The organism is Streptomyces sp. NPDC048389, assembly GCF_040706335.1.
GTDB lineage: Bacteria > Actinomycetota > Actinomycetes > Streptomycetales > Streptomycetaceae > Streptomyces.
On record NZ_JBEZKP010000068.1, the window covers coordinates 1 to 25,542 of the forward strand.

18 protein-coding genes and 1 pseudogene are annotated in these 25,542 nt (G+C 72.3%); 18 read left to right on the top strand and 1 reads right to left on the bottom strand.

The genetic code is table 11. The features are described from left to right. Window positions 1-233: 233 nt before the first annotated feature. The 8 genes from AB0903_RS30485 to AB0903_RS30520 all read left to right on the top strand — a co-directional run bounded on the left by AB0903_RS30485 (window position 234) and on the right by AB0903_RS30520 (window position 10,197). Window positions 234-1,586 carry a nitrate/nitrite transporter gene (locus tag AB0903_RS30485; protein ID WP_366707964.1) on the top strand — a complete coding sequence of 451 codons (1,353 nt, stop codon included), beginning with the start codon at window positions 234-236 and terminating at the stop codon, window positions 1,584-1,586. A 128-nt stretch (window positions 1,587-1,714) separates the two neighbouring features. Further along, a complete protein-coding gene (locus AB0903_RS30490; protein ID WP_366707965.1) occupies window positions 1,715-2,863 on the top strand; it encodes a uroporphyrinogen-III synthase in 1,149 nt (382 codons plus the stop codon). Between the two features lie 89 nt (window positions 2,864-2,952). Continuing rightward, the gene (locus tag AB0903_RS30495) at window positions 2,953-3,579 is read left to right on the top strand and encodes a CGNR zinc finger domain-containing protein (RefSeq protein WP_366707966.1); all 627 of its coding nucleotides are present in this window, start codon (window positions 2,953-2,955) and stop codon (window positions 3,577-3,579) included. 92 nt (window positions 3,580-3,671) lie between these two features. Then, entirely contained in the window at window positions 3,672-4,265 is a 594-nt protein-coding gene (locus tag AB0903_RS30500; RefSeq protein WP_264243816.1) for a sigma-70 family RNA polymerase sigma factor, read from the top strand. After that, window positions 4,262-5,092 (top strand): zf-HC2 domain-containing protein, encoded by an 831-nt coding sequence (locus tag AB0903_RS30505; protein WP_366707967.1) that lies wholly within the window; start codon window positions 4,262-4,264, stop codon window positions 5,090-5,092. Before AB0903_RS30500 ends, AB0903_RS30505 begins: the two co-directional genes overlap by 4 nt. Window positions 5,093-5,327: 235 nt before the next feature. After that, window positions 5,328-7,739, top strand: coding sequence for a UvrD-helicase domain-containing protein (locus AB0903_RS30510; protein WP_366707968.1), 2,412 nt, complete (start codon window positions 5,328-5,330; stop codon window positions 7,737-7,739). Between the two features lie 389 nt (window positions 7,740-8,128). Next, window positions 8,129-9,562, top strand: a complete 1,434-nt coding sequence (locus AB0903_RS30515) for an NAD-dependent malic enzyme (RefSeq protein WP_366707969.1) — start codon at window positions 8,129-8,131, stop codon at window positions 9,560-9,562. Window positions 9,563-9,915: 353 nt separating this feature from the next. Next, window positions 9,916-10,197 carry an HU family DNA-binding protein gene (locus tag AB0903_RS30520; RefSeq protein WP_004571953.1) on the top strand — a complete coding sequence of 94 codons (282 nt, stop codon included), beginning with the start codon at window positions 9,916-9,918 and terminating at the stop codon, window positions 10,195-10,197. A gap of 588 nt (window positions 10,198-10,785) precedes the next feature. Here AB0903_RS30520 and murA read toward each other — a convergent pair. After that, window positions 10,786-12,126 (bottom strand): UDP-N-acetylglucosamine 1-carboxyvinyltransferase, encoded by a 1,341-nt coding sequence (gene murA, locus AB0903_RS30525; RefSeq protein ID WP_366707970.1) that lies wholly within the window; start codon window positions 12,124-12,126, stop codon window positions 10,786-10,788. Window positions 12,127-12,417: 291 nt separating this feature from the next. Here murA and AB0903_RS30530 point away from each other — a divergent pair, with 291 nt between their 5' ends. From AB0903_RS30530 to AB0903_RS30575, 10 genes and pseudogenes are all read left to right on the top strand, one after another. After that, window positions 12,418-12,978, top strand: a complete 561-nt coding sequence (locus AB0903_RS30530) for a YqgE/AlgH family protein (protein ID WP_366707971.1) — start codon at window positions 12,418-12,420, stop codon at window positions 12,976-12,978. A gap of 173 nt (window positions 12,979-13,151) precedes the next feature. Then, complete coding sequence (locus tag AB0903_RS30535; RefSeq protein ID WP_366707972.1) at window positions 13,152-13,445, top strand: DUF3039 domain-containing protein; 294 nt, start codon at window positions 13,152-13,154, stop codon at window positions 13,443-13,445. Window positions 13,446-13,683: 238 nt separating this feature from the next. After that, window positions 13,684-14,988 carry an extracellular solute-binding protein gene (locus AB0903_RS30540; RefSeq protein WP_366707973.1) on the top strand — a complete coding sequence of 435 codons (1,305 nt, stop codon included), beginning with the start codon at window positions 13,684-13,686 and terminating at the stop codon, window positions 14,986-14,988. Window positions 14,989-15,091: 103 nt separating this feature from the next. After that, a pseudogene (locus AB0903_RS30545) lies at window positions 15,092-15,833 on the top strand (sugar ABC transporter permease). A gap of 103 nt (window positions 15,834-15,936) precedes the next feature. After that, the gene (locus AB0903_RS30550; RefSeq protein ID WP_366707974.1) at window positions 15,937-17,670 is read left to right on the top strand and encodes a beta-N-acetylhexosaminidase; all 1,734 of its coding nucleotides are present in this window, start codon (window positions 15,937-15,939) and stop codon (window positions 17,668-17,670) included. A gap of 294 nt (window positions 17,671-17,964) precedes the next feature. After that, window positions 17,965-18,861: an FAD binding domain-containing protein gene (locus AB0903_RS30555; protein ID WP_366707975.1), complete on the top strand. Its 897-nt coding sequence runs from the start codon at window positions 17,965-17,967 to the stop codon at window positions 18,859-18,861. Further along, the gene (locus AB0903_RS30560) at window positions 18,858-20,645 is read left to right on the top strand and encodes a 2Fe-2S iron-sulfur cluster-binding protein (RefSeq protein WP_366707976.1); all 1,788 of its coding nucleotides are present in this window, start codon (window positions 18,858-18,860) and stop codon (window positions 20,643-20,645) included. Before AB0903_RS30555 ends, AB0903_RS30560 begins: the two co-directional genes overlap by 4 nt. 23 nt (window positions 20,646-20,668) lie before the next feature. Next, the gene (locus AB0903_RS30565; RefSeq protein ID WP_366707988.1) at window positions 20,669-22,954 is read left to right on the top strand and encodes a molybdopterin cofactor-binding domain-containing protein; all 2,286 of its coding nucleotides are present in this window, start codon (window positions 20,669-20,671) and stop codon (window positions 22,952-22,954) included. Window positions 22,955-23,301: 347 nt separating this feature from the next. After that, window positions 23,302-24,825: an MFS transporter gene (locus AB0903_RS30570; protein ID WP_366707977.1), complete on the top strand. Its 1,524-nt coding sequence runs from the start codon at window positions 23,302-23,304 to the stop codon at window positions 24,823-24,825. 141 nt (window positions 24,826-24,966) lie between these two features. Further along, window positions 24,967-25,485: a hypothetical protein gene (locus tag AB0903_RS30575; RefSeq protein WP_366707978.1), complete on the top strand. Its 519-nt coding sequence runs from the start codon at window positions 24,967-24,969 to the stop codon at window positions 25,483-25,485. Window positions 25,486-25,542: the final 57 nt, after the last annotated feature.

Genomic DNA, 25,542 nt, shown 5'->3' on the forward strand with positions numbered 1-25,542 from the left:
GGGGGGTTGGTGGTCTTTTTTCGCGCGGTTTTAGGCCCGGGGGTTGCCCCCGCGCGGGGGGGGGGGGCCCCCCCCCCCCCGGCCCCGCCCCCCACGGCCGGGGGCCGTCCGCTCACATCCCACCCGACCGGCGCGTGAGAGCAAGGTTTCGCGCCGGTGACCTGTAACCACCGGCCCTGAAACGCGCCGTCCATAACGTCGCCTCCACGATCGGAAACAGGTGGAGGCGCGTGATGGCAGGCCGATGGATCGAAGAGTGGGACCCCGAGGACGAGACCTTCTGGCGGACCAAGGGAGAGCGGGTCGCCCGGCGCAACCTCGCCTTCTCGGTGCTCAGTGAGCACATCGGCTTCTCCGTCTGGAGCCTGTGGTCCGTGATGGTCCTCTTCATGGGACCGGAGTACGGGGTCGACCCGGCGGGCAAGTTCTTCCTGATCGCCACGGCGACCCTCGTCGGCGCCGTGATCCGGGTGCCGTACACCTTCGCCGTCGCGAAGTTCGGCGGCCGCAACTGGACGATCTTCAGCGCGCTGCTCCTGCTGTTGCCGACGGGCGCGGCGTACCTGGTGATGGAGCCGGGCACCTCGTACACGACGTTCCTCGCGGTCGCCGCTCTCACGGGTGTCGGCGGCGGCAACTTCGCCTCGTCGATGACGAACATCAACGCCTTCTTCCCGCTGCGGAAGAAGGGTTGGGCACTCGGCCTCAACGCGGGTGGCGGCAACATCGGCGTGCCGGTGATCCAGCTCGTCTCCCTGCTGATCATCGGCACGGCGGGAGCGGCCCACCCGCGGCTGGTGCTGGGCATCTACCTGCCGCTGATCGTCGTCGCCGCACTCTGCGCCGCACTGTGGATGGACAACCTCGCACCGGTGAAGAACGACACCGGCGCGGCGATCGACGCGGCCAAGGACGGCCACACCTGGATCATGGCCTTCCTCTACATCGGCACCTTCGGCTCGTTCATCGGCTACAGCTTCGCCTTCGGTCTCGTGCTCCAGACCCAGTTCGGCCGCACACCGCTCCAGGCGGCCTCCCTCACCTTCATCGGCCCGCTGCTCGGCTCGCTGATCCGGCCGCTCGGCGGTGCGCTCGCCGACCGCTTCGGCGGTGCGCGCATCACTCTGTGGAACTTCGTGGGCATGGCCGCCGCGACCGGTGTGGTCATCGCCGCCTCCGTCCAGGAGTCCCTGGCCGTGTTCCTCATCGGCTTCATCGCCCTGTTCGTGCTCACCGGCCTCGGGAACGGCTCGACCTACAAGATGATCCCCGGCATCTTCCAGAACAAGGCACTCGCCAAGGGCATGACCGGTGAGACCGCGGCCGCCTACGGGCGCCGGCTGTCCGGCGCCTCCATGGGGCTCATCGGCGCCGTCGGCGCGGTCGGCGGGCTCGCCATCAACCTGGCCTTCCGCCAGTCCTTCCAGACCGCCGGCACCGGAACCGCCGCCTTCGTCTCCTTCCTCGCCTTCTACGCGATCTGCTCGGCCGTCACCTGGGTCGTATACCTCCGCCGGCCCGTCGCGGTGCCGGTCCGCACGGCCGACACGCAGACGGAGACCGAGCGGGCCTACGCACGGGTCTGAGCGAGCGGAGTCCGTAACCACGGTGAAATATGAGCGAACCGGGCCTGTCACGCACCTTTGACAGGCTCGGTCGCCCGTTCACAGTCCGATGGCACCGCCGATGGGGCACTTCAGTGGGGACGACCGACATGCACGACCAAGGCCAATCGAACGGCCCCCTCGCGGGCTTCACCGTCGGCGTGACCGCCGCCCGACGCGCCGACGAGCTGGGCGCCCTGCTGCAGCGGCGGGGCGCGGCCGTCCTGCACGCCCCCGCGCTGCGCATCGTTCCGCTCGCCGACGACGCGGAGCTGCTCGCCGCGACCAAGGGGCTGATCGACCACACCCCGGACGTGGTCGTCGCCACGACCGCCATCGGCTTCCGCGGCTGGGTGGAGGCCGCCGACGGCTGGGGGCTGGGCGAGCAGCTGCTCGGCCGGCTGCGCGGCGCCGAGCTGCTGGCACGCGGCCCCAAGGTCAAGGGCGCCATCCGTGCGGCCGGGCTCACCGAGGAGTGGTCGCCGCCGTCCGAGTCCATGGCGGAGGTCCTGGACCGGCTGCTCGGCGAGGGCGTGGTGGGCCGCCGAGTCGCGCTCCAGCTCCACGGCGAGCCGCTGCCCGGGTTCGTCGAGTCGTTGCGGGCGGGGGGCGCGGACGTCGTCCTCGTGCCGGTCTACCGCTGGATGCCGCCCGAGGACATCGCCCCGCTCGACCGGCTACTGGACGCGACGGTCGCCCGCGGCCTGGACGCCGTCACCTTCACCAGCGCCCCGGCCGCCGCCTCCCTGCTGAACCGGGCCGAGAGCCGCGGCCTCCTCCGCGACCTGCTGGACGCCCTGGAGCGGGACGTCCTCGCGGCCTGCGTGGGCCCGGTCACCGCCGTGCCGCTCCAGTCCGCCGGTGTCACCACGGTGCAGCCGCAGCGGTTCCGGCTCGGCCCGCTCGTACAGCTGCTCGGTGCCGAACTGCCGGGCCGCGCCCGTTCGTTCCCGGCCGCGGGCCGCCGTGTCGAGATCCGCGGACACGCCGTCCTCGTCGACGACGAGCTGCGTCCGGTGCCGCCCGCCGGCATGGCCCTGCTGCGCGCCCTGTCGGAGCGGCCGGGCTGGGTCGTCTCCCGCGCCGATCTGCTGCGGGCCCTGCCGGGCGCGGGCAAGGACGAGCACGCCGTGGAGACGGCGATGGCCCGGCTGCGGACGGCGCTGGGTGCGCCCAAGCTGATCCAGACCGTCGTGAAACGCGGCTACCGGCTGGCCCTCGACACCGCGTCCGACGCGAAGTACGCGGACAAGGACTGACCGCGTCCTGTTGAGGTCTTCCGGCCGCACTCATCGGCGGGCACTCTGGTGGGAACACCCGACGGTGATCCCGAGGCGGTGACAGGCGCATGACAGCGGCGCGTACGGGCGGCCCCCACGCGCAGCCATGGCGGTTCGACTCCGGTCGGATCTGTCTGGACCTGGTGGCGACGGCACAGGAGACGGACCGGCGGCCCGGCGGGCGTGAACCCCTTGCGGACCCCGGGAGGCTGGCGAGCTGGCTCACCGGCGCCGGCCTCGTCCCGGCCGGGACCCGGCCGGCCGGTGTCGACAGCGGCTGGGTGGCCGCCTTCGTCGAACTGCGGGACTGCGTCGACCGCTTGGTGCGTATGCGCTCCGAGGATCGCGACCTGGAGGTCGTCAACTCCCGTGCACAGAGCGCCCCGCCGAGCATCAGGGCGGTACGCGACGACGAAGGCCGGCTGGTGAGGGCGCTGGGCGCCGCGCCCGGGTGCGCCGCGCTCCTCGCGGTCGTCGCACGGGACGCGATCGACCTCCTCACCGATCCCGTCGCGCGCTCGCGGCTGCGGCAGTGCGAGGGAGACAACTGCCGCCGCGTCTACTTGGACACGTCGCGCGGCAGGCGGCGGCGGTGGTGCTCCAGCGAGGTGTGCGGAAACCGCGAGCGTGTGGCCAGGCACCGCAGGAGGACCTCGGCAAAAGATCTCGAAGTTTCTTCGGCCGGCATTGAGTGAACCTCCCGCCGTGCCCGTAGTGAAGAGGGACCAGGCCATGCCGCAGGGACGCCTGGCGGCTCAGCCGACGAAATCAGGGTCTCGACCGGGAGGTGCAGGTGCGCAAGGATGCCGCCGTGGCCGATGACCGTCCGCAACGGGCCCGCCATCGCAGTGAGAAGCCACGTATCGACACCTCTGTGCCCGACGAGGAGTTGATGCGTGCTCTCTACCGTGAACACGCAGGGCCGTTGCTCGCCTATGTACTGCGTCTCGTCGCCGGCGATCGCCAGCGCGCCGAGGACGTCGTGCAGGAGACGCTCATCCGTGCCTGGAAGAACGCCGGTCAGCTCAACCGTGCGACCGGCTCTGTCCGACCCTGGCTGGTGACGGTCGCCCGGCGTATCGTCATCGACGGTCACCGCAGCCGGCAGGCCCGGCCGCAGGAGGTCGATCCGTCGCCGCTGGAGGTCATGCCCGCGGAGGACGAGATCGACAAGGCGTTGTGGCTGATGACGCTCTCAGATGCGCTCGATGATTTGACGCCCGCCCACAGGGAAGTTCTTGTCGAGACGTATTTCAAGGGGCGTACGGTCAATGAGGCGGCCGAAACGCTCGGCATACCCAGCGGGACCGTGCGGTCCCGCGTTTTCTACGCGCTCCGTTCCATGAAGCTCGCACTTGAGGAGAGGGGGGTCTCGGCATGACCATGTACGAGCAGGAATCCGTGCACGACGCCGTCGGCGCGTATGTGCTCGGCGTGCTCGACGAAGCGGACGCCTCCGCCTTCGAGGCGCATCTCGCGGCGTGCGACATCTGTGCCGCCCACCTCGAGGAGTTCTCGGGGATGGAGCCGATGCTCGCGATGCTCGCGCAGGCCCCGGCCGCCGCGCCGCCGCAGGGCAACCTCTACAGCCTGCCCGGCATGCGCGGCATGGAGGACTTCCCGCCACCACGGCCCGTGCCCGTGGTGCCCACGGCCCCGAGCCCCAAGGTGCTCGACGGCCTGCTGAACGAGGTCGCCGTCAAGCGCGCCCACAAGCGCCGGCGCGGCATGTACCTGCTCGCGGCGGCTGCCGCGCTGATCATCGGCGGTCCGGCCGTCGCGGTCGTCGTCACGGCGGACGGCACGGGGAACAACGTGGCGGGCGCCGACCCGCACCCCACCAGCCCCGCCGAGGACGCCTTCTTCCACGACATGGACGAGAAGGTGCAGGCGACGGACGCGACCACCAAGGTCAGTGCCGTCGTCGGCATGGAGAAGAAGGGCTGGGGCACCCACGCCGTCCTGGAACTGAAGAACGTCAGGGGACCGCTCAAGTGCAACCTCATCGCCGTCTCCAAGACCGGTGAGGAGGAGGTCGTGACCTCCTGGGCCGTCCCGAAGTGGGGCTACGGAATCCCCGACAGCCCGCATGAGAACGCCAAGAACCCGCTGTACGTCCACGGCGGCTCGGCGATGGACCGGAACGACATCGATCACTTCGAGGTCCGTACGTTCGAGGGGGAACGGCTGGTCGAGGTGGACGCGTAGCAGGCGCCGCACCGCGGCCGGGGAGCTGTACGGCCCCGGCCCCGTTCGTGTGCCCGCAGCCCCTTCGCGCGGCCCTTCCCGCGGCCCCCTTCGCGCAGCCCCTTCCCGCGGTCCTTCTCCGCGCGGTCCCGTGCCCGCGGGCCGGGCCTCCCGGTCCGCGGCCCGGGCAGGTGCAATATCCTCCCCCCTTGCCGTACGGTTGACGGCTGCCCAGTGCTGTCAAGAAGGGGGCCCGGTGGCCGCGCAGGATGCCGCTGTCGAATCCGTGGTCGGTTCCACCGCCGACACGGTGCGAGACCGTGAGATCGGTGTCGAACAGGTACACCTGGACCAGGTGTACCGCCGTCTCGAGGAGAAGATCCACGAGGCCGAGTTCCTGATGAACGACGCCGCCAAGAGGGGGCAGGTCGGCACCCCCGGCGCGCTCGCGGAGCGGGACGCCCAGGTCTTCCGGGCCGGCATCCACCTCAACCGCCTCAACAACGAGTTCGAGGACTTCCTCTTCGGCCGGATCGACCTGCTGTACGGCAAGGACGGCGAGAAGGGCCCCGACGGCGCCTACACCTCCGTCGAGCCCGCCGACGACGCCGTACGGCCCGACAACACCGCCGACATCGGCGAGACCCTCCACATCGGCCGGATCGGCGTCCTCGACTCCGACTACACCCCCCTCGTCATCGACTGGCGCGCCCCGGCCGCCGCGCCGTTCTACCGCTCCACCCCGGTCGACCCGGGACGGGTGGTGCGCCGCCGCGTCATCCGCTCCAAGGGCCGCAAGGTCCTCGGCGTCGAGGACGACCTGATGCGCCCCGAGCTGACCGCCGCGCTGAACGGGGAGAAGCTGCCCGTCGTCGGCGACGGCGCGCTGATGGCGGCGCTCGGGCAGGCCCGCAGCCACTCGATGCGCGACATCGTCGCCTCCATCCAGGCCGAACAGGATCTGGTGATCCGCGCCCCCGCCGCCTCCGTGACCTATGTGGAGGGCGGTCCCGGCACGGGCAAGACGGCAGTCGCCCTGCACCGGGCCGCGTACCTGCTCTACCAGGACCGGCGCCGGTACGCGGGCGGCATCCTCATCGTCTCCCCGACGCCGCTGCTCGTCGCCTACACCGAGGGCGTGCTGCCCTCGCTCGGTGAGGAGGGGCAGGTCGCGATCCGTGCTGTCGGCTCACTGGTCGACGGGGCGGAGGCGACGGTCTACGACGAACCGGCCGTCGCCCGGATCAAGGGCTCCTCCCGGATGCTGAAGGTGCTGCGCAAGGCCGCCCGGGGCGCCCTGGAGCTGTCGCCCGCCGGCGCGTACGGTTCCGCCTCCGCGCAGGGCCGGTCCGCCTCCACGGAAGGACAGCTCGCCTTCGACGAGGAGCCTGAGGACGCGCCCGCCCCCGCCGCCGCACCCGCCCGGTTGCGCGTCGTCGCCTTCGGCCGTCGCCTGGAGCTGGAGGCCGCAGAGCTGCAGCGCATCCGCGACAACGTGCTCGGGGGCACCGCCCCCGTGAACCTGCTGCGTCCCCGCGCCCGACGCCTCCTGCTGGACGCCCTGTACGCCAAGTCGGGTGCCGCAGCCCGGCACGGCGGCGACCCGGAGCTCGCCGCCGAGCTGCGCTCCTCCTTCGACGAGGACGTCACCGGCGAGGACGCCTTCACCGCCTTCCTCGACGCCTGGTGGCCCGAGCTGACCCCCCGCGGAGTGCTCGCCGCCATGGCCGACGAGCGGCGTCTCGGCCGCTGGGCCCGCCGCGTGCTCAATCCGGGGGAGGTGCGCAGGCTGGCCCGTTCGCTGCGCCGGGAGGGCCTGTCCGTCCACGACGTGGCGCTCCTGGACGAGCTGAACACCCTGCTCGGCGCGCCCGCCCGGCCTCGCAGGAGGCGTGAGGCCGACCCGCTGGACCAGCTGACCGGGCTGGAGGAGCTGATGCCGCAGCGCGAGGAGTCGCAGCGCGAGCGGGCGGAGCGCCTCGCGGCGGAGCGCACCGAGTACGCGCATGTGATCGTCGACGAGGCGCAGGACCTCACACCCATGCAGTGGCGGATGATCGGCCGGCGCGGCAGGCGTGCCACCTGGACGGTCGTCGGCGACCCTGCCCAGTCGTCCTGGTCCGCGCCGGACGAGGCGGCCGAGGCCCGCGACGAGGCGCTGGGCAGCCGTCCCCGCCGCCGCTTCGAGCTGACCGTCAACTACCGGAACCCGGCCGAGATCGCCGAACTGGCCGCCAAGGTGCTCAGGCTCGCCATGCCCGGTATGGAGTCCCCGTCCGCCGTCCGCTCCACCGGGGTGCGGCCACGGTTCGCGGTCGTCCCGGACGGCGAGGACCTCGCCGGGGCCGTACGCGCGGAGGCCCGGCGGCTGCTCGACCGGGTCGACGGCACGGTGGGGGTCGTCGTCGCGATGAACCGGCGCGAGCAGGCGGCGCGCTGGCTGGCGGGGCTGGGGGAGCGGGTCGTCGCGCTCGGCTCGCTGGAGGCGAAGGGGCTGGAGTACGACGCGACCGTGGTCGTCTCGCCCGCCGAGATCGCCGACGAGTCACCGGCGGGCCTCCGGGTCCTGTACGTGGCGCTGACCCGGGCCACCCAGCAGCTCACGGTGGTCGCGGGCCGCCGCGACCAGCCCGACGGGGAGGGCGTGCCGGACCTGCTGCGGGACTGAACGGGCGACCGTCCAGGAACCGTGGCGGCGTACGGGATTCACTTGCCGGGAGCGTGCGTTAGCCTGGATACGGCACCGGCCCGATCCAAGCCCCCGGGCCCAACCTTCGTCCCTCAGAGGGACCACTTGCCGCGAGGCGAGCATGGCGGGTCGGTGCCACTCTGACTACGGCGGACCCAGCGCTCGAGAGGCCCGCGTCACCTGGACCGGTGACGCGGGCCTCTTCAGTTTCCGGACCGTTTCTCGTATGGTGGAAAACAATTTCCGAAAACAATATGACCGCATTACCTGCTACTGGCAGGTAGGTGTCACCATCTTCACAGCGCTGCCGGGCCGCGAGGCGCGGTGCCGCGTAGCAACGAAGCTAGGGAAAGCAGAGGAACCCGGTCATGGCAACGGCGCCCAGCGTCTCGTATTCGATGACGGTCCGGCTGGAGGTGCCCGCGAGCGGAACCGCGGTCTCCCAGCTGACCACGGCCGTGGAGTCCTCCGGCGGCTCCGTGACCGGCCTGGACGTGACCGCGTCCGGCCACGAGAAGCTGCGGATCGACGTCACGATCGCGGCCAGCTCCACGGCACACGCGGAAGAGATCGTCGAAGGTCTGCGGGACATCGAGGGCGTCGTCCTCGGCAAGGTCTCCGACCGTACGTTCCTGATGCACCTCGGCGGCAAGATCGAGATGGCGTCCAAGCACCCCATCCGCAACCGTGACGACCTCTCCATGATCTACACCCCCGGGGTGGCACGGGTCTGCATGGCGATCGCGGAGAACCCCGAGGACGCCCGCCGGCTGACCATCAAGCGGAACTCCGTTGCAGTGGTGACCGACGGCTCCGCCGTCCTCGGCCTCGGGAACATCGGCCCCAGGGCCGCACTGCCGGTCATGGAGGGCAAGGCGGCCCTCTTCAAGCGCTTCGCCGGCATCGACGCCTGGCCGCTGTGCCTCGACACCCAGGACACCGACGCCATCGTCGAGATCGTCAAGGCGATCGCCCCCGGCTTCGCCGGCATCAACCTCGAGGACATCTCCGCGCCCCGCTGCTTCGAGATCGAGGCCCGTCTGCGCGAGGCCCTCGACATCCCGGTCTTCCACGACGACCAGCACGGCACCGCCATCGTCGTCCTCGCCTCGCTGACCAACGCCCTGCGTGTGGTGGGCAAGAGCGCCGGCGACGTACGGGTCGTCATGTCCGGCGCCGGCGCCGCCGGTACGGCGATCCTCAAGCTTCTGCTCGCGGCGGGTGTCAAGCACGCCGTCGTCGCCGACATCCACGGTGTCGTGCACGCGGGCCGCGAGGACCTGGTGGCCGCCGCCCCGGACTCGCCGCTGCGCTGGATCGCCGACAACACCAACCCCGAGGGCGTCACCGGCACGCTGAAGGAAGCGGTCGTCGGAGCGGACGTCTTCATCGGCGTCTCCGCGCCGAACGTGCTCGGTGCGGAGGATGTCGCGGCCATGGCGGAGGGCGCGATCGTGTTTGCGCTCGCGAATCCCGACCCCGAGGTCGACCCGGCAATCGCCCGCCGGACAGCGGCAGTTGTGGCCACCGGCCGCTCGGACTTCCCGAACCAGATCAACAACGTGCTGGTCTTCCCGGGCGTCTTCCGCGGTCTGCTGGACGCGCAGTCCCGTACCGTCAACACGGAGATGATGCTCGCGGCCGCGGCCGCGCTCGCGGACGTCGTCACCGAGGACGAGCTCAACCCGAACTACATCATCCCCTCCGTCTTCAACGACAAGGTCGCCGGAGCCGTCGCGGGAGCGGTACGGGACGCGGCGAAGGCGGCGGGCGCCGCTGTGACGGGCCCCACGTCCCACTGACATACGGCGCGTCGCGGGTCGCGGGCTTGCAAACCCCCCTTTAGGGTGGCGGATCAGGAGTACGCGGCCCGGCCCGCCCGCTCCGACGAGTCCCGAGGGAGTCGACGGAACGTCACCACGATGAGGCAGTGGTGGATTTCGCACGGCTCCGGGGTGACACCGGAGGGTGCCGGATTGGCTTTCCCGCCGCTGGTGGGGGCAGGATGCTTCCCCGAGGACCTGCGTCCTGGGGGCAGCCCCCGCGGGCGCGGAGGGGTCTGACAGCAGACCCGGGTCCGGGGACTGTCCGAGGGCCCTGGCAGCATCGGCTTCGATCCACGCCTCACAGGCAAGAAGAACACGGGAGTAACAAAATGAACCGCAGTGAGCTGGTGGCCGCGCTGGCCGACCGCGCCGAGGTGACCCGCAAGGACGCCGACGCCGTTCTGGCCGCTCTCGCCGAGACCGTCGGCGAGGTCGTCGCCAAGGGCGACGAGAAGGTCACCATCCCCGGCTTTCTGACCTTCGAGCGCACCCACCGTGCCGCCCGCACCGCCCGCAACCCGCAGACCGGCGACCCGATCCAGATCCCGGCCGGCTACAGCGTGAAGGTCTCCGCGGGCTCGAAGCTCAAGGAAGCCGCCAAGGGCAAGTAAGCCTCCGGCACGACGCGAGGGCGGTCACCCGACACGGGCGGCCGCCCTTCGCCACGTCAGACCCCGCCGGGCGCCGCCCCCGTACCCTCGCGCGTCAGCCTCCGGCTGCGGTGTGGAGGGCGCGAGCCCTGGGGCCGGGGCGTGCCGCTCTTGTCGGGGCTCCGCCCCGTGCCCCGCGCCTCAAACGCCGGCGAGGGTCGAGTCGCCCGCACGCCCGGCCCACGCCCCACCCGGTGCCTCCCGCACCCGACCGGCACCCGGCGCGCGCACGGGGGGCGCCACGCCCGAGCCCGCACGGGGGCGCCACGCCTCCGCGCGCACCCGCCGACGCCCGCGTCAGAGCCGGCACACAGGGCGCCACGCTCGCGCACGTATGAAGCGCGTCCCGCAACCCGATCGGCATCCGGCGCCCGCGCACAGGGCGCACGCACGCCCGCGCCCGCACTTGCCGCACGCCCGCGCACACCCACACCCGGTGCCGCACCCGCGCGCACCCGCCGACGCCGACGCCCACGTCGGCGCCCGCACCCACGCACGCCGACAGCCCCCGCGGACGCATCCGCGGGGGCCGTCGGCGAGGGAGTCTCGTCAGACGATCGGGCCGCCCGGCAGCTCCACCTTCGCGCCGAGCTTCTCCAGCTTCTCCATGAAGTTCTCGTACCCCCGGTTGATCAGGTCGATCCCGTGCACCCGGCTCGTCCCCTGCGCCGCCAGCGCCGCGATCAGGTAGGAGAAGCCGCCGCGCAGGTCGGGGATGACCAGGTCCGCGCCCTGGAGCTTCGTCGGGCCCGACACCACCGCGGAGTGCAGGAAGTTGCGCTGGCCGAAGCGGCAGTGGGAGCCGCCCAGGCACTCGCGGTACAGCTGGATGTGGGCGCCCATCTGGTTCAGCGCCGACGTGAAGCCCAGCCGCGACTCGTACACCGTCTCGTGCACGATGGACAGCCCCGTCGCCTGCGTCAGGGCTACCACCAGTGGCTGCTGCCAGTCCGTCTGGAAGCCGGGGTGCACATCGGTCTCCAGCGCGATGGACTTGAGCCGTCCGCCGGGGTGCCAGAAGCGGATGCCCTCGTCGTCGATCTCGAACGCGCCGCCGACCCTCCGGTACGTGTTGAGGAAGGTCATCATGGAGCGCTGCTGCGCTCCCCGCACATAGATGTTGCCCTCGGTGGCCAGCGCCGCCGAAGCCCAGGACGCCGCCTCCAGGCGGTCGGGGAGGGCCCGGTGCGTGTAGCCGCCGAGTTTGTCGACACCGGTGATCCGGATCGTCCGGTCGGTGTCCAGGGAGATGATCGCGCCCATCTTCTGCAGCACGCAGATGAGGTCCTCGATCTCCGGCTCGACCGCCGCGTTCGTCAGCTCGGTGACGCCTTCGGCGAGCACCGCCGTCAGCAGCACCTGCTCGGTCGAGCCGACCGACGGGTACGGCAGCCGGATCTTGGTGCCGCGCAGCCGCTGCGGGGCCTCCAGGTACTGGCCGTCCGCGCGCTTCTCGATCGTCGCGCCGAACTGGCGCAGCACGTCGAAGTGGAAGTCGATGGGCCGCCCGCCGATGTCGCATCCGCCGAGTCCGGGGATGAAGGCGTGGCCGAGGCGGTGCAGCAGGGGCCCGCAGAAGAGGATCGGGATGCGCGACGAGCCCGCGTGGGCATCGATGTCGGCGACGTTGGCGCTTTCGACGTGCGTCGGGTCGAGGACCAGTTCGCCCGGCTCGTCGCCGGGGCGGACCGTCACGCCGTGCAACTGCAGCAGTCCGCGTACGACTCTGACGTCACGGATGTCCGGCACATTGCGCAGCCGGCTCGGCTCACTGCCGAGCAGAGCGGCGACCATCGCCTTGGGCACGAGGTTCTTCGCGCCGCGGACGCGGATCTCGCCCTCGAGCGGGGTTCCGCCGTGGACAAGCAGTACATCGTCTGTGCCGGTCATGAATCTCGCGTTCCGGAGGGTGTCCCCCTCAAATGGAGCGAGGGGGAGAGTCGGTCGGGGGACAGAGAAAGGGTAAGGGGGCGGAGGGCCCCTTCTGTATGGCCCGGGAGGGTTCTCGTACGTAATGAATTCGGCACAGCACTCAGCGTCCGCCGGACCTCGCGTACCGTCACCGCCCACCCCGGCGGACCGCCGCCGCCCGCACGGCCCGTGAGCTGCGGCCATCCCGCGGTGTTCGGATCCCGGGCCGCCCGGTCCCACGGACGGCCAAGATGCGGGATCATGTCTCGCATGACCGAGGTGTCCTCGCTCACAGGCCGGCTGCTCGTCGCCGCACCCGCCCTGGCGGACCCGAACTTCGACCGGGCGGTGGTTCTGCTGCTCGATCACGACGACGAGGGCTCCCTCGGTGTGATCCTCAACCGGCCCACCCCGGTGGTCGTCGAGGACATCCTCGAGGCGTGGGGCGCGCTGGCCGGTGAGCCCGGCGTGGTGTTCCAGGGCGGCCCCGTCTCCCTCGACGCGGCGCTGGGCCTCGCCGTGATCCCGGGCGACGAGGGCCCGCTGGGCTGGCGGCGGGTGTACGGCGCGATCGGCCTCGTCGACCTCGAGGCGCCGCCGGAGCTGCTGGGCGGCGCCCTGGGTTCCCTGCGGATCTTCGCCGGTTACGCGGGCTGGGGCCCGGGGCAGCTGGAGGACGAGCTGCAGGACGGCGCCTGGTACGTCGTCGAGTCGGAGCCGGGGGACGTCTCCTCGCCACACCCGGAGAGCCTGTGGCGGTCGGTGCTGCGCCGTCAGCGCAGCGAGCTGGCGATGTTCGCCACGTATCCGGACGATCCGAGCCTGAACTGACCGGCGGCCCGCCGGGCGGCGGGGCTGTACCTGCCCCACGCGGTCTGCGCGGCCTGCGCGGCCTGCGCGGTGCGGCGTGGAAAGGTCCGGCGGGGAGGGGGACGGGGCCCTCCCGCAAAGGCGCGCACGGGCTTGCTCCCGCAGGCACCGTCTCGTAGGTACCCTTGGAGCCCATGAGCACTCTTGAGCCCGAGCGCGGGACAGGCACGGGAACCCTCGTAGAGCCGACACCCCAGGTGTCGCACGGCGACGGCGACCACGAGCGCTACGCCCATTACGTCCAGAAGGACAAGATCATGGCGAGCGCTCTCGACGGCACTCCCGTGGTGGCACTGTGCGGGAAGGTCTGGGTGCCGGGGCGTGACCCCAAGAAGTACCCGGTCTGCCCCATGTGCAAGGAGATCTACGAGTCCATGGGCGCCGGCGGCGACAAGGACAAGGACAAGAGCGGCAAGAACAAGAAGTAGCCTTCTGCCGCCAGTCGGCAACGGCCCCCGGGATGCGCTTTCGGCGCGTCCCGGGGGCCGTCTGCGTCTGCGGCCCGCCGTGGTCCGTTGCACGGGGTGCTCCAGCCGGTCACAGAGTGGTTGAGACCTCTTGTCCTCCTCTTGTCCGGCGGTTCCGCCGGGCCTAGCCTCCTGCGTGTTGTGCACAGCGAAACACGCATTGCATATGCTGCAATGCTCAATTCGTAGGGGCGCCCGCATGAAGCTCATCTCCCGAATCGTCGTCCCGGCCGCAGCGCTCGTGCCGGCGGGTCTCACCGCCACCGCGTGCGCCCCCCGGACCTCCGACAACAGCGCCCAGCAGGACGACAGGAGCGGCACGCTGCGGGTCTGGCTGTTCCGGGAGGTCAACAACAAGCCCAAGGAGCAGGTCGTCGACGCCGCGGTCGCCGCGTTCGAGAAGTCGCACCGGGGCGCCCGGGTCGAGGTCGAGTACATACCGGTGGAGACCCGCGCCCAGCGGATCAAGGCGGCCTTCAACGACCCGTCGAGCGCCCCCGACCTGATCGAGTACGGAAACACCGACACCGCCGGATACGTCAAGGACGGCGGACTCGCCGACGTCACCGCCGAGTTCGGCGCCTGGGGCGAGGCCGCGGACACCGACCCGACCGCCAAGCAGTCCGTCACCGTCGACGGCAGGATCTACGGGGCGCCGCTCTTCGTCGGCGTACGGGCGCTCTACTACCGCACCGACGTCTTCGAGGACCTCGGCATCGAGGCCCCCAGGACGCAGGGCGAGCTCATCGAAACCGCCAGGAAGATCCACCGGGCGAAGCCGGACCTGTACGGCCTCGCGGTCGGCGGCGCCTACACCTACGGGGCGATGCCCTTCATCTGGTCCCACGGCGGCGAACTGGCCGAGGAGAGCGGCGGTTCCCACCGTGCCACCATCGACAGCGCCGCAGCGCGGAAGGGCATCGAGGCGTACACGTCCCTCTTCGGCGACGACAACTGCCCGGCCGCCGAGTGCGCCTCCACGGGCGGCAACGCCACCGTCACCGCCTTCGCCTCCGGCAAGGCGGCGATGGCGATCGGCGGCGACTTCAGCCACCGGGCCGTCGAGGCCGGCACGGTCAAGGGCAAGTACGCCGTCATACCGCTGCCCGGTGTGAGGGCCGGTGAGATCGCCCCCGCCTTCGCGGGCGGCAACAACCTCGGCATCCTCAAGAGCAGTTCGCACCGCACACTGGCCGTGGACCTGATGAAGCAGCTCGCCGGCAGGGAGACGCAGGGAAGGTTCTTCGACGCGATGGGCTTCCTGCCCACGTACACCGATGTGCGCACCGAAGCGGCGAAGAAGCAGCCGTTCGTCGAGCCCTTCATCGAGACGCTCGGCGCCGGTGCCGAGTTCGTCCCCGCCTCGCCCGCGTGGGGCCGGATCGACGCCTCGCTCGTGCTGCCGACGATGTTCCAGGAGATCGTCAGCGGCAAGAAGGACGTGGCCGCGGCCGCCGGTGACGCCGCGAGGAAGATGGACGCCGCGTTCGCCGACGAAGGCTGAGGCCATGGCGTACGAGACGGCCGCCGCCGAGCCGGCCGCGGTCCCTCCCGAGACCGCGGTCCCTCCCGAGACCGCGGGCCCGCGCGGGACGGGCCCGCGGCCCCTGGCGCGACGGCCGCGACGCCGTGGTGCGGGGACACCGTGGCTCTATCTCGCACCCGCCCTGGTGGTGCTCGCCGGGCTGCTGGTCTACCCGATCTACCAGCTCGGCCTGATCTCCTTCCTCGAATACACCCGGGCCCAGGTCAGCGGCGGTGAACCGACCACCTTCCAGGGGCTCGGCAACTACCGGAGGCTCTTCGCCGACAGCCGGTTCCGGCAGGTGCTCCTGGCGACCCTGGTCTTCGCGGCGGCGTGCGTGGTCGTCACACTCGCCGTCGGCTGTGCACTGGCCGTCCTGCTGCCCCGGGTGCGCGCACTGCCGCGGCTGGTGCTGATGACGGCCGCGCTGGGTGCCTGGGCGACTCCCGCGATCACCGGCTCCACCGTCTGGGTCTTCCTCTTCGATCCCGACCACGGTCCGGTCAACCGGATCCTGGGCCTGGGTGACTTCTCCTGGACGTACGGGCGCCTCAGCGCCTTCGCGCTCGTCCTGTTCGAGGTCGTGTGGTGCTCGTTCCCGTTCGTCATGGTGACGGTGTACGCGGGCATCAAGGCGATCCCCGGGGAGGTGCTGGAGGCGGCCTCGCTCGACGGCGCGTCGCCGTGGCGGACCTGGCGATCCGTCACGGCTCCGATGCTGCGGCCCATTCTCGTCGACCGTGATGACCGTGCCGGTGCTCGTCTTCTTCGTCCTCGTACAGCGGCGCCTGGTCTCCGGGCTGGGCGGCGCGGTGAAGGACTGACCGTGGGGACGCCCGGCCCCGCGCGACCGCGGGCCGCCGGGCTCCGGGCAGGCCGGTGCCACGCCGCGCCTGCCGTGGCCGATCGACTCGAAAGGCGGACCTGATGGCGGACGAGATGGCAGGCGAGATGGCAGACCGAGTGGCGGACCGGCCGGCGGGACAAGGGGCCGAGCGAGTGGCGGCCTTGGGGCCGGGCCGGACGGCGGACCCCACGGACGTCCTCCCCCTGCCGCGCAGCGGCACGGCACGCGACGGCGTATTCGTGCTCGACGGATCGACCGTCGTCGACGCGGGCCCCGGCACCGAAGGCGCAGAGCGCCGGCTGCGCGCCGAGGTGGGCGCGGCGACAGGGCTGCCGCTGGCGCCCGGGGCCGGTGACGGCGGCGGGGTGATCCGGCTGCGCGTCGACGCCGCGGACGCCGGGCACCTGGGACCCGAGGGCTACAAGCTGTACGCCGGCGGCGACGGCGTCACGATCCACGGCGGTGGCCCCGCCGGAGTGTTCTGGGGCGTGCAGACGCTCCGTCAACTTCTGGGACCCGAGGCGTACCGCAGGGCCCCCGTCGCGACGGGCAGGCGCTGGGAGGTGCCGGGCGCCTTCGTCGAGGACGCGCCCCGGTTCTCCTGGCGCGGCCTCATGCTGGACGTCGCACGGCACTTCATGCCGAAGGACGGCGTCCTGCGCTACCTCGACCTGCTCGCCGCACACAAGCTCAACGTCTTCCACTTCCACCTCACCGACGACCAGGGCTGGCGCATCGAGATCAAGCGCCACCCGAGGCTCACCGAGGTGGGCGCCTGGCGCGCACGGACCAAGCACGGGCACCGCGCCTCACCGCTGTGGGACGACACCCCCCACGGCGGCTACTACACGCAGGACGACATCCGCGAGATCGTGGCCTACGCCGCCGAGCGGCATATCACCGTCGTCCCCGAGATCGACATCCCCGGGCACTCGCAGGCGGCGATCGCCGCGTATCCGGAACTGGGCAACACCGACGTCATCGACACGTCCCTCCTGACCGTCTGGGACAACTGGGGCATCAGCCCCAACGTACTGGCACCCACCGACAACACCCTCCGCTTCTACGAGGGTGTGCTGGAGGAGGTCCTCGGCCTCTTCCCGTCCGCCTTCGTGCACATCGGCGGCGACGAGTGCCTCAAGGACCAGTGGAAGGCGTCGGCCACTGCCCAGGCGCGCGTCAAGGAGCTGGGGCTCGCCGACGAGGACGAGCTGCAGTCGTGGTTCGTCCGCCACTTCGACCGCTGGCTCACCGAGCGCGGCCGCCGCCTCATCGGCTGGGACGAAATCCTCGAAGGAGGTCCGGCGCCCGGCGCGGCCGTCTCCTCCTGGCGCGGCTACCGGGGCGGCATCGCCGCCGCGGAGGCCGGGCACGACGTCGTCATGTGCCCCGAGCAGCAGGTGTATCTGGACCACCGGCAGGCCGCGGGTGACGAGGAGCCGATGCCCATCGGGTATGTACGCACCCTCGAGGACGTCTACCGCTTCGAGCCCGTGCCGCCCGCGCTCACACCGGAGGCCGCCGCCCGTGTGCTGGGTACCCAGGCCAACGTGTGGACCGAGGTGATGCAGGACCGCTCCCGCGTCGACTACCAGGTCTTCCCGCGCCTCGCCGCGTTCGCCGAGGTCGCCTGGTCCGCGCTGCCCCCGGCCGCCGAGCGCGATTTCGCGGACTTCGAACGCCGGATGACCGCCCATTACGCACGCCTTGACGCGATCGGTGTCCAGTATCGGCCGCCCGGCGGCCCGTTGCCCTGGCAGCGGCGCCCCGGTGTCGCCGGACGCCCGATCGACGGGACGCCCCCGAACGTGTGAGCCCGGCCCGAGGCCGCCGCCCCGTGGCCCGGGCCCTGGGACCGTGGTGCCGTGGCACCGCGAGGAACAAGGCGTACAACCGCCGTCGAAGCACCGCACTGCCCCTTTGACGCCATGCAGGTGTCAAACCGGACCAATGGCATGGTTTCGTGCTTGTGGGGGTGGATCCACCCTTCGTGGACCCTCCCGCCGGTCCGCCCGGAAGATGTGCCAGAGTTGCCACGTCCGGCCTGTGAGCACGTACGGTACGGCAACACAGGAGGGACAGCCCGGACACCGGGAAGGGGCAGCTTGGTGACCACGCACGCACCGCACACGGCACAGTCGGTGACGCTGCCGGCCTCGCTCGACGAGGCCGTGGCGGCGCTCAGCGCCATGCCCGCCGCCGTCCCCGTCGCGGGCGGGACCGACCTCATGACCGCGGTCAACCGGGGTCAGTTGCGCCCCGCCGGACTGGTCGGACTCGGCCGCATCAGCGAGATCCGTGGCTGGCGCTACCAGGACGGGCACGCGCTGCTCGGCGCCGGACTCACCCACGCCCGGATGGGCCGCCCCGACTTCGCGGCGCTCATCCCCGCCCTCGCAGCCGCGGCCCGCGCGGCCGGCCCGCCCCAGATCCGCAACGCGGGCACGCTCGGGGGCAACATCGTCAGCGCCGCGCCGACCAACGACACCCTGCCGGTACTCGCCGCCCTGGAGGCCGATCTCGTCGTCGCCGGCCCCGGCGGCGCACGCCGCGAGATCCCCGTTTCGCACCTGCTGGCCGGCCGGGAGATGCTCGGGCCCGCCGAGCTGATCGGCTTCGTACGCGTGCCGCTCCTGCACGCCCCGCAGGTCTTCCTGAAGGCCACCGGCCGCACCGGCCCCGGCCGCGCCACGGCCTCCGTGGCCGTCGTGCTCGACCCGGCCCGGCGCGGTGTGCGCTGCGCGGTCGGCGCCATCGCGCCGATGCCGCTGCGGCCGCTGGAGGCGGAGCGATGGATAGCCTCGCTCATCGACTGGGACGGCGAACGCGGCCTCGCGGGCGAGGCACTCACCGCGTTCGGCGAGTACGTCGCCACCGCCTGCATCCCCGACCTGGCACCGGCCGCGGAGGGCGAGGAACAACCGGTGCTGTCACCGGCCGTACTGCACCTGCGGCGCACGGTCGCCGCGCTGGCCCGACGGGCACTGGGGAGGGCGCTGTCGTGAGCAACGAGGACAACCCGCACGGCCTTCCGCCGGAGTTCCGGCTGCCGGAGGGTTCCGAGCCGGAACACCGCGGCGATCGCTACGACGGGCACGAGCGGCAGGAGCGGTACGAGCAGCCCGAGGAGCACGAGCGGTACGTCCAGCACGAGCAGCGCCAGCACGTGGGCCGGTACGAGCAGGCGGAGCAGTACGACCCGTACGGGGCCGGTTCGGGCGCCGGTTCCGAAGCCGGTGCCGGTGCGGAGGCCGGCGCCTATGACGCGTACGGCTCGTACGGCGGTCAGGGCGGCGGCTGGCAACCGACGCCGCAGGGCGGCGAGTACGACGGCGAGGCCACGGCGTTCTTCCAGCTGCCCCCCGAGGCCACTTCCGACACGGCGCCGCTCGAGGCTCCCGGACACGGTTACGTACCCCCGGTGATCACGCCGCTGACGCCTGCCGCCGGTACGGACCCGGCCTCCACGGGCGGCTGGGCATCGCCGCCCCAGTGGCCGGAGCCCGCGGCGCGGGACGCCTCGCAGGACGCGAGCGGGGCCGCGGAGGCGGGCGGCACCGGCCAGTGGTCCTACTTCCAGGAGACCGGGCCCGCCGTGTCGTCCGAGGGCGACTCGGGTGAGTTCCCGCTGCCGCCGGGCGCCGACGCGCCGTGGCGTGCCGCGGCTCCGCCCGCCACGCTCCCCGGAGGCGCGCCCGCGCCCTGGGCGACGCTGCCGGGCGGAGCCGCGGCGCCGTGGGCGGAAGGGCAGCCGGAGCCCGCGGACTCCGGACCCGGGCCGGAGCCCGCGGCCGCCGTACCGGTGGCCGAGGACGACGCCACGGAGGACCCCGGGCCGCCCATGCCCGTCCCGGCCGAGGTACACGCCGAGACGGAGCGGGAAGCCGCCGCGCCGTCCCCGGAGTTCGCGGACGCGTCCGCCGAGACGTCCCGCGCTCCCGGCGAGCAGCCGGCGGCCGAGTCGGGGGAGCCTGCCGCCGAGCCAGAGCCGGAGGGCGCGGCTGTCGGCCCCGCAACCGGACCAGGACCTGCACCCGCACCCGTGCCGGAGCCCGCCCGTGAGCGGGCGCCCGCCCCGGAGCCGGAGCCGGAGCCGGCCCACGACCACGGACCCGCCCTCGACCCCGGGGCCGCGTCCGCCGAGCCCACTGCCGCGCCGGCGGACGTGCTGCCCCCCGGGAACGAAGAGCACCCCCCGACCTCGTACGTCCTGCGCGTCAACGGCACCGACCGCCCCGTCAGCGACGCCTGGATAGGCGAGTCCCTCCTGTACGTGCTCCGGGAGCGCCTCGGCCTCGCTGGCGCCAAGGACGGCTGCTCCCAGGGCGAATGCGGCGCCTGCAACGTCCAGGTCGACGGCCGCCTCGTCGCTTCCTGCCTGGTCCCCGCGGCGACCGCCGCCGGCTCCGAGGTCCGTACGGTCGAGGGCCTGGCCACCGGCGGCGAACCCTCCGACGTCCAGCGGGCCCTGGCCGCCTGCGGCGCCGTCCAGTGCGGCTTCTGCATCCCCGGCATGGCCATGACCGTCCACGACCTCCTCGAGGGCAACCACGCCCCCACCGAACTGGAGACCAGGCAGGCCCTGTGCGGCAACCTCTGCCGCTGCTCCGGATACCGCGGCGTTCTCGACGCCGTGCGCCAGGTGGTCGCCGGCCGGGCGGCGAGCGCGGCAGCCGCTGCCGAAGCCGCGGAAACGCCGGACGCCGGTGACGAAGCCCGCATCCCGCACCAGGCGCCCCCCGGCGCGGGTAGTGTGCAGATTCACCCGCACGACGGAGGCATGGCGTGAGCAACGACGCGGCCACCACCGCGATGCCGCAGCAGGTCGACAGTCCTCTGCCGGAACCTCCTGCCCACGGCCTCGGCGCGTCGCTCCCCGCGGCCGACACCCGCGCGAAGAGCGAGGGCACCTTCCCCTACGCCGCCGACCTGTGGGCGGAGGGACTGCTGTGGGCCGCGCTGCTGCGCTCGCCGCACCCCCACGCCCGGATCGTCTCCGTCGACACGTCCGCCGCGCTGGAGATGCCCGGCGTGCACGCGGTCATCACCCACGAGGACGTCCCCGGTGACGGCTCGTACGGGAGGCGCATCGCCGACCGGCCCGTCTTCGCCTCCGAGATCGTCCGGCACCACGGCGAGGCGATCGCCGCGGTCGCCGCCGACCACCCCGACACCGCCCGCCTCGCGGCGGCGGCGATCGCGGTCGAGTACGAACTCCTCGAACCGGTCACCGACCCCGAGAAGGCGTTCGCCGCCGAGCCGCTGCACCCCGACGGCAACCTCATCCGCCACATCCCGCTGAGCTACGGCGACCCCGAGGCCACCGGCGAGGTGATCGTCGAGGGCCTGTACCGCATCGGCCGCCAGGACCCCGCCCCCATCGGCGCCGAGGCCGGTCTCGCCGTACCCCGCCCCGACGGCGGCGTCGAGCTCTACGTCGCCTCCACCGATCCGCACACCGACCGCGACCTGGCCGCCTCCTGCTTCGGTCTGGAACCGGACCGGGTCAAGGTCGTCGTCACCGGCGTCCCCGGCGCGACCGGCGACCGCGAGGACCCCGGATTCCAGCTGCCGCTCGGCCTGCTGGCTCTTCGTACCGGCTGCCCCGTCAAACTCACCGCCACCCGCGAGGAGTCCTTCCTCGGGCACGCCCACCGCCACCCCACGCTGCTGCGCTACCGCCACCACGCGGACGCAGGGGGCCACCTCGTCAAGGTCGAGGCGCAGCTGCTGCTCGACGCGGGCGCGTACGCCGACGACTCCTCCGAGTCGCTGGCCGCCGCGGTCGCCTTCGCCTGCGGCCCGTACGTCGTCCCGCACGCCCACATCGAGGGCTGGGCGGTCCGTACCAACAACCCGCCGTCAGGTCATGTACGCGGCGAGGGAGCGATGCAGGTCTGCGCCGCCTACGAGGCGCAGATGGACAAGCTCGCCGTGAAACTGGGCCTCGACCAGACCGAGATCCGCCTGCGCAACGTCCTGGCCACCGGCGACATCCTGCCCACCGGTCAGACCGTCACCTGCCCGGCGCCCGTCGCGGAACTGCTCCAGGCCGTACGCGACTTCCCCCTCCCGCCCCTCCCCAAGGACTCCCCGGAGGACGACTGGCTCCTCCCCGGCGGCCCCGAAGGCGCCGCCGAACCGGGCGCGGTACGCCGCGGCGTCGGCTACGCCCTCGGCATGGTCCACATGCTCGGCGCGGAAGGCACCGACGAGGTCTCCACCGCCACGGTCAGAATCCAGGACGGTGTGGCGACCGTCATCTGCGCGGCCGTCGAGACCGGCTCCGGTTTCTCCACGCTGGCCCGGCAGATCGTGCAGGAGACGCTGGGCGTGGAGGACGTCCGCGTAGCCGCCGTCGACACCGACCAGCCCCCGGCCGGCCCGGCCGCCCACGGCCGCCACACCTGGGTCTCCGGCGGAGCCGTCGAACGTGCCGCCAAGATGGTCCGCACCCAACTCCTCCAGCCGCTGGCCCACCAGTTCGGCATGTCCACCGAACTGCTCCAGATCACCGACGGCAAGATCACGTCATACGACGGCGTGCTGTCGACCACGGTGACCGAGGCGCTGGACGGCAAGGAACTCTGGGCCACCGCCCAGTGCCGCCCCCACCCCACCGAGCCCCTGGACGAGTCGGGCCAGGGTGACGCCTTCGTCGGCCTCGCCTTCTGCGCGATCCGCGCGGTGGTCGACGTCGACATCGAACTGGGCTCCGTACGCGTGGTCGAGATGGCCGTGGCCCAGGACGTCGGCCGCGTCCTCAACCCCTCCCAACTGGTCACCCGCATAGAGGCCGGCGTCACCCAGGGCGTCGGCGCGGCCCTCACCGAGAACCTCCGCACGGCCCGCGGCCTGATCCGCCACCCCGACCTCACCGGCTACGTGCTCCCGACGGCCTTGGACGCACCGGACATTCGCATCGTGAAACTCGTCGAGGAACGCGACGTCGTGGCCCCCTTCGGCGCCAAACCCGCCAGCGCGGCCCCGGTCGTCACTTCCCCGGCCGCCGTCGCCTCCGCCGTCCGCGCCGCCACCGGCCGCCCCATCAACCGCCTCCCGATCCGGCCCCAGGCGGCGGTGGTCGTTCCCGGCTGAGGGGCGGGCCGGGCTGAGGGAGTACGCGCCACGGGTCCCGGCAGGGCCGGGACCCACCTCCCGGGCCCGAGGGCCGCCATCGGTTTGCCGTCGAAGCCCCAGAGCCACTCGGGCACACGGCAGTGTGTCTCCTCGGCCGGCAGGCGTACGGCGCCCCTCAAGGCCCCGGCTCGGTCCGCAAAGCGACCGCCATACGCCGTTCCCACCGTAACGGGACGCGATCTCGGGGCCCCGCACAGCCCGTGCCGGACCCGAGGCGGGACACACGGTCGTACGACGAAGGGACTGGTCCGGTCCCGACCAATGACAGGGCTCAATCGCCATCTTGCCCCTTACGCTTATGGGTCATGACCCCTCTCGAACCGCGTGACGCCGACGTCCCGCCTCGCCCTGCGGACCCCGCAGATCCCGCGGACCCCATGGATCCGACGGCGACACCCGACGTCACCCGTGGTGCCGCCGGCGTCGACGGCCGACAGAGCGGGGTTCTGGGGCGCGACCTGCGAGCGCTCAGCATCGGCATCGTCTCAGTCGTCTTCCTGGTCGCCTTCGAGGCCACCGCGGTCGGCACGGCCATGCCCGTGGCGGCTCGTGAACTGCACGGCATCCCGCTGTACGCCTTCGCCTTCTCCGCGTACTTCACCACCAGCCTCTTCGGCATGGTCCTCGCCGGTCAGTGGGCCGACCGCAGCGGTCCGCTGGGCGCGCTCGCGGGCGGGATGAGCGCGTTCGCCGCGGGGCTGGTGCTGTCGGGGACCGCCGGCGCCATGTGGGTGTTCGTACTCGGGCGGGCCGTTCAGGGCCTCGGCGGAGGGCTGGTCATCGTAACGCTGTACGTCGTCGTCAGCCGCGCGTACCCGCAGCGGCTGCAACCCGCGATCATGGCGGCGTTCGCGGCGAGTTGGGTGATCCCGTCCGTCGTCGGGCCGCTCGCGGCCGGGACGGTCACCGAACAGCTCGGCTGGCGCTGGGTGTTCCTCGGCATCCCCGCCCTCGTCGTGCTGCCACTCGCGCTCGCGCTGCCCGCGATCCGCCGTACGGCCTCCGGGCCCGCCGACCCCTCCGCACCCGTGGCGGCCTTCGACCGGCGCCGGATCCGGCTGGCCCTCGCCATCTCGCTCGGCGCCGGTCTGCTGCAGTACGCGGGCCAGGACCTGCGCTGGCTCTCACTCCTGCCCGCAGCCGCCGGCGCGGCACTGCTCGTGCCGTCCGCGCTCGGGCTGCTGCCGAGGGGGACGTACCGGGCGGCGCGCGGACTGCCGTCCGTCGTCCTGCTGCGGGGCATCGCCGCAGGGTCCTTCATCGCGGCCGAGTCGTTCGTGCCACTGATGCTCGTCACCCAGCGCGGCCTCTCCCCGACCATGGCCGGACTCTCGCTCGCGGTCGGCGGCGCGACCTGGGCACTGGGCTCGTACGTTCAGTCCCGGCCCCGGACCGAGCCGTACCGTGAGCGGCTGGTCGTCCTCGGCATGCTGCTGGTCGCGGCGGCGATCGCGACCGCGCCGAGCGTACTGATCGAGGCGGTGCCGGTCTGGATCGTCGCCGTCGCGTGGGCGTTCGGCTGCTTCGGCATGGGGCTGGTCATCGGCTCGACGAGCGTGCTGCTCCTGAAACTGTCCGCGCCGAAGGAGGCGGGCGCGAACTCGGCCGCGCTGCAGATCTCGGACGCGCTGTCGAACGTACTGCTCCTCGCGGCGGGCGGCGCCGCGTTCGCCGCGCTCGGCGGCGGCGCGGTGGGCGCGACCCACGCCGTGTCCGCCGGCGCCTCCGCTGCCCACCCGGCAGCCTTTGCGGCGGTGTTCCTGCCGATGGCCGGCGTGGCGCTCGCCGGTGCGTGGGTGGCGACACGGCTCAAGGCGAAGACCGGGTGAGCGCATCGTGGAACTGCGCGGTGCGGCCAACTCGCAGCCGGTGCACTCCCGGTATGGCCGGGACTGCCCCAGGGGCCCATGAGTGTCGGTACCACTCGGTAAAGTGACAGACCGATTTCTGTGTCCACGGGGGGCGGCACGATGGCGGAGCACGACGACCGGCCGAGCGGCATGTCCGGTGACGAGCGTCAACTGCGCGCGGTGAACCCGGCCATGGCGTCGTTGCTGTACGACGCCGAGTCGATGGTGTCGTTCAAGGGGCGGGTCGATCAACTGTTGATCGACCTGGGCGACTCGCCCGCGGCACCGAACCAGGTGGGCACGGTTCACACCCGGCGCGACCACTTCGGCGGCGGCGACGGAGCCTGGGCCGAGGCCGCGGGACTGTACGCCTCGTACGAGCTCGTGGTCGACCGGCTCAAGGAACTGTCGCAGCTGTTGGGCGACTGCCTGGAGGGCATGGGCATCGCCGTCGTGTCCGCCAAGAACGGCTACGCCGGCATCGACGACGACGTACGTCGACGGATGCTGACGATCCAGCACCACACACAGCGGCACTATGACGCCGAACGAGACCCGACACAGCGCCCGCGCCCACCGGCCGACGGCGCACCGACGACCCAGCCGGGAGACACGGCGGGCGCGGGCGGGCTCCAGTAGGCGACAGGGGGACACGGAAGATGGTCAATGACAGTGGTGGAGGCGGCGGAGGGGGCC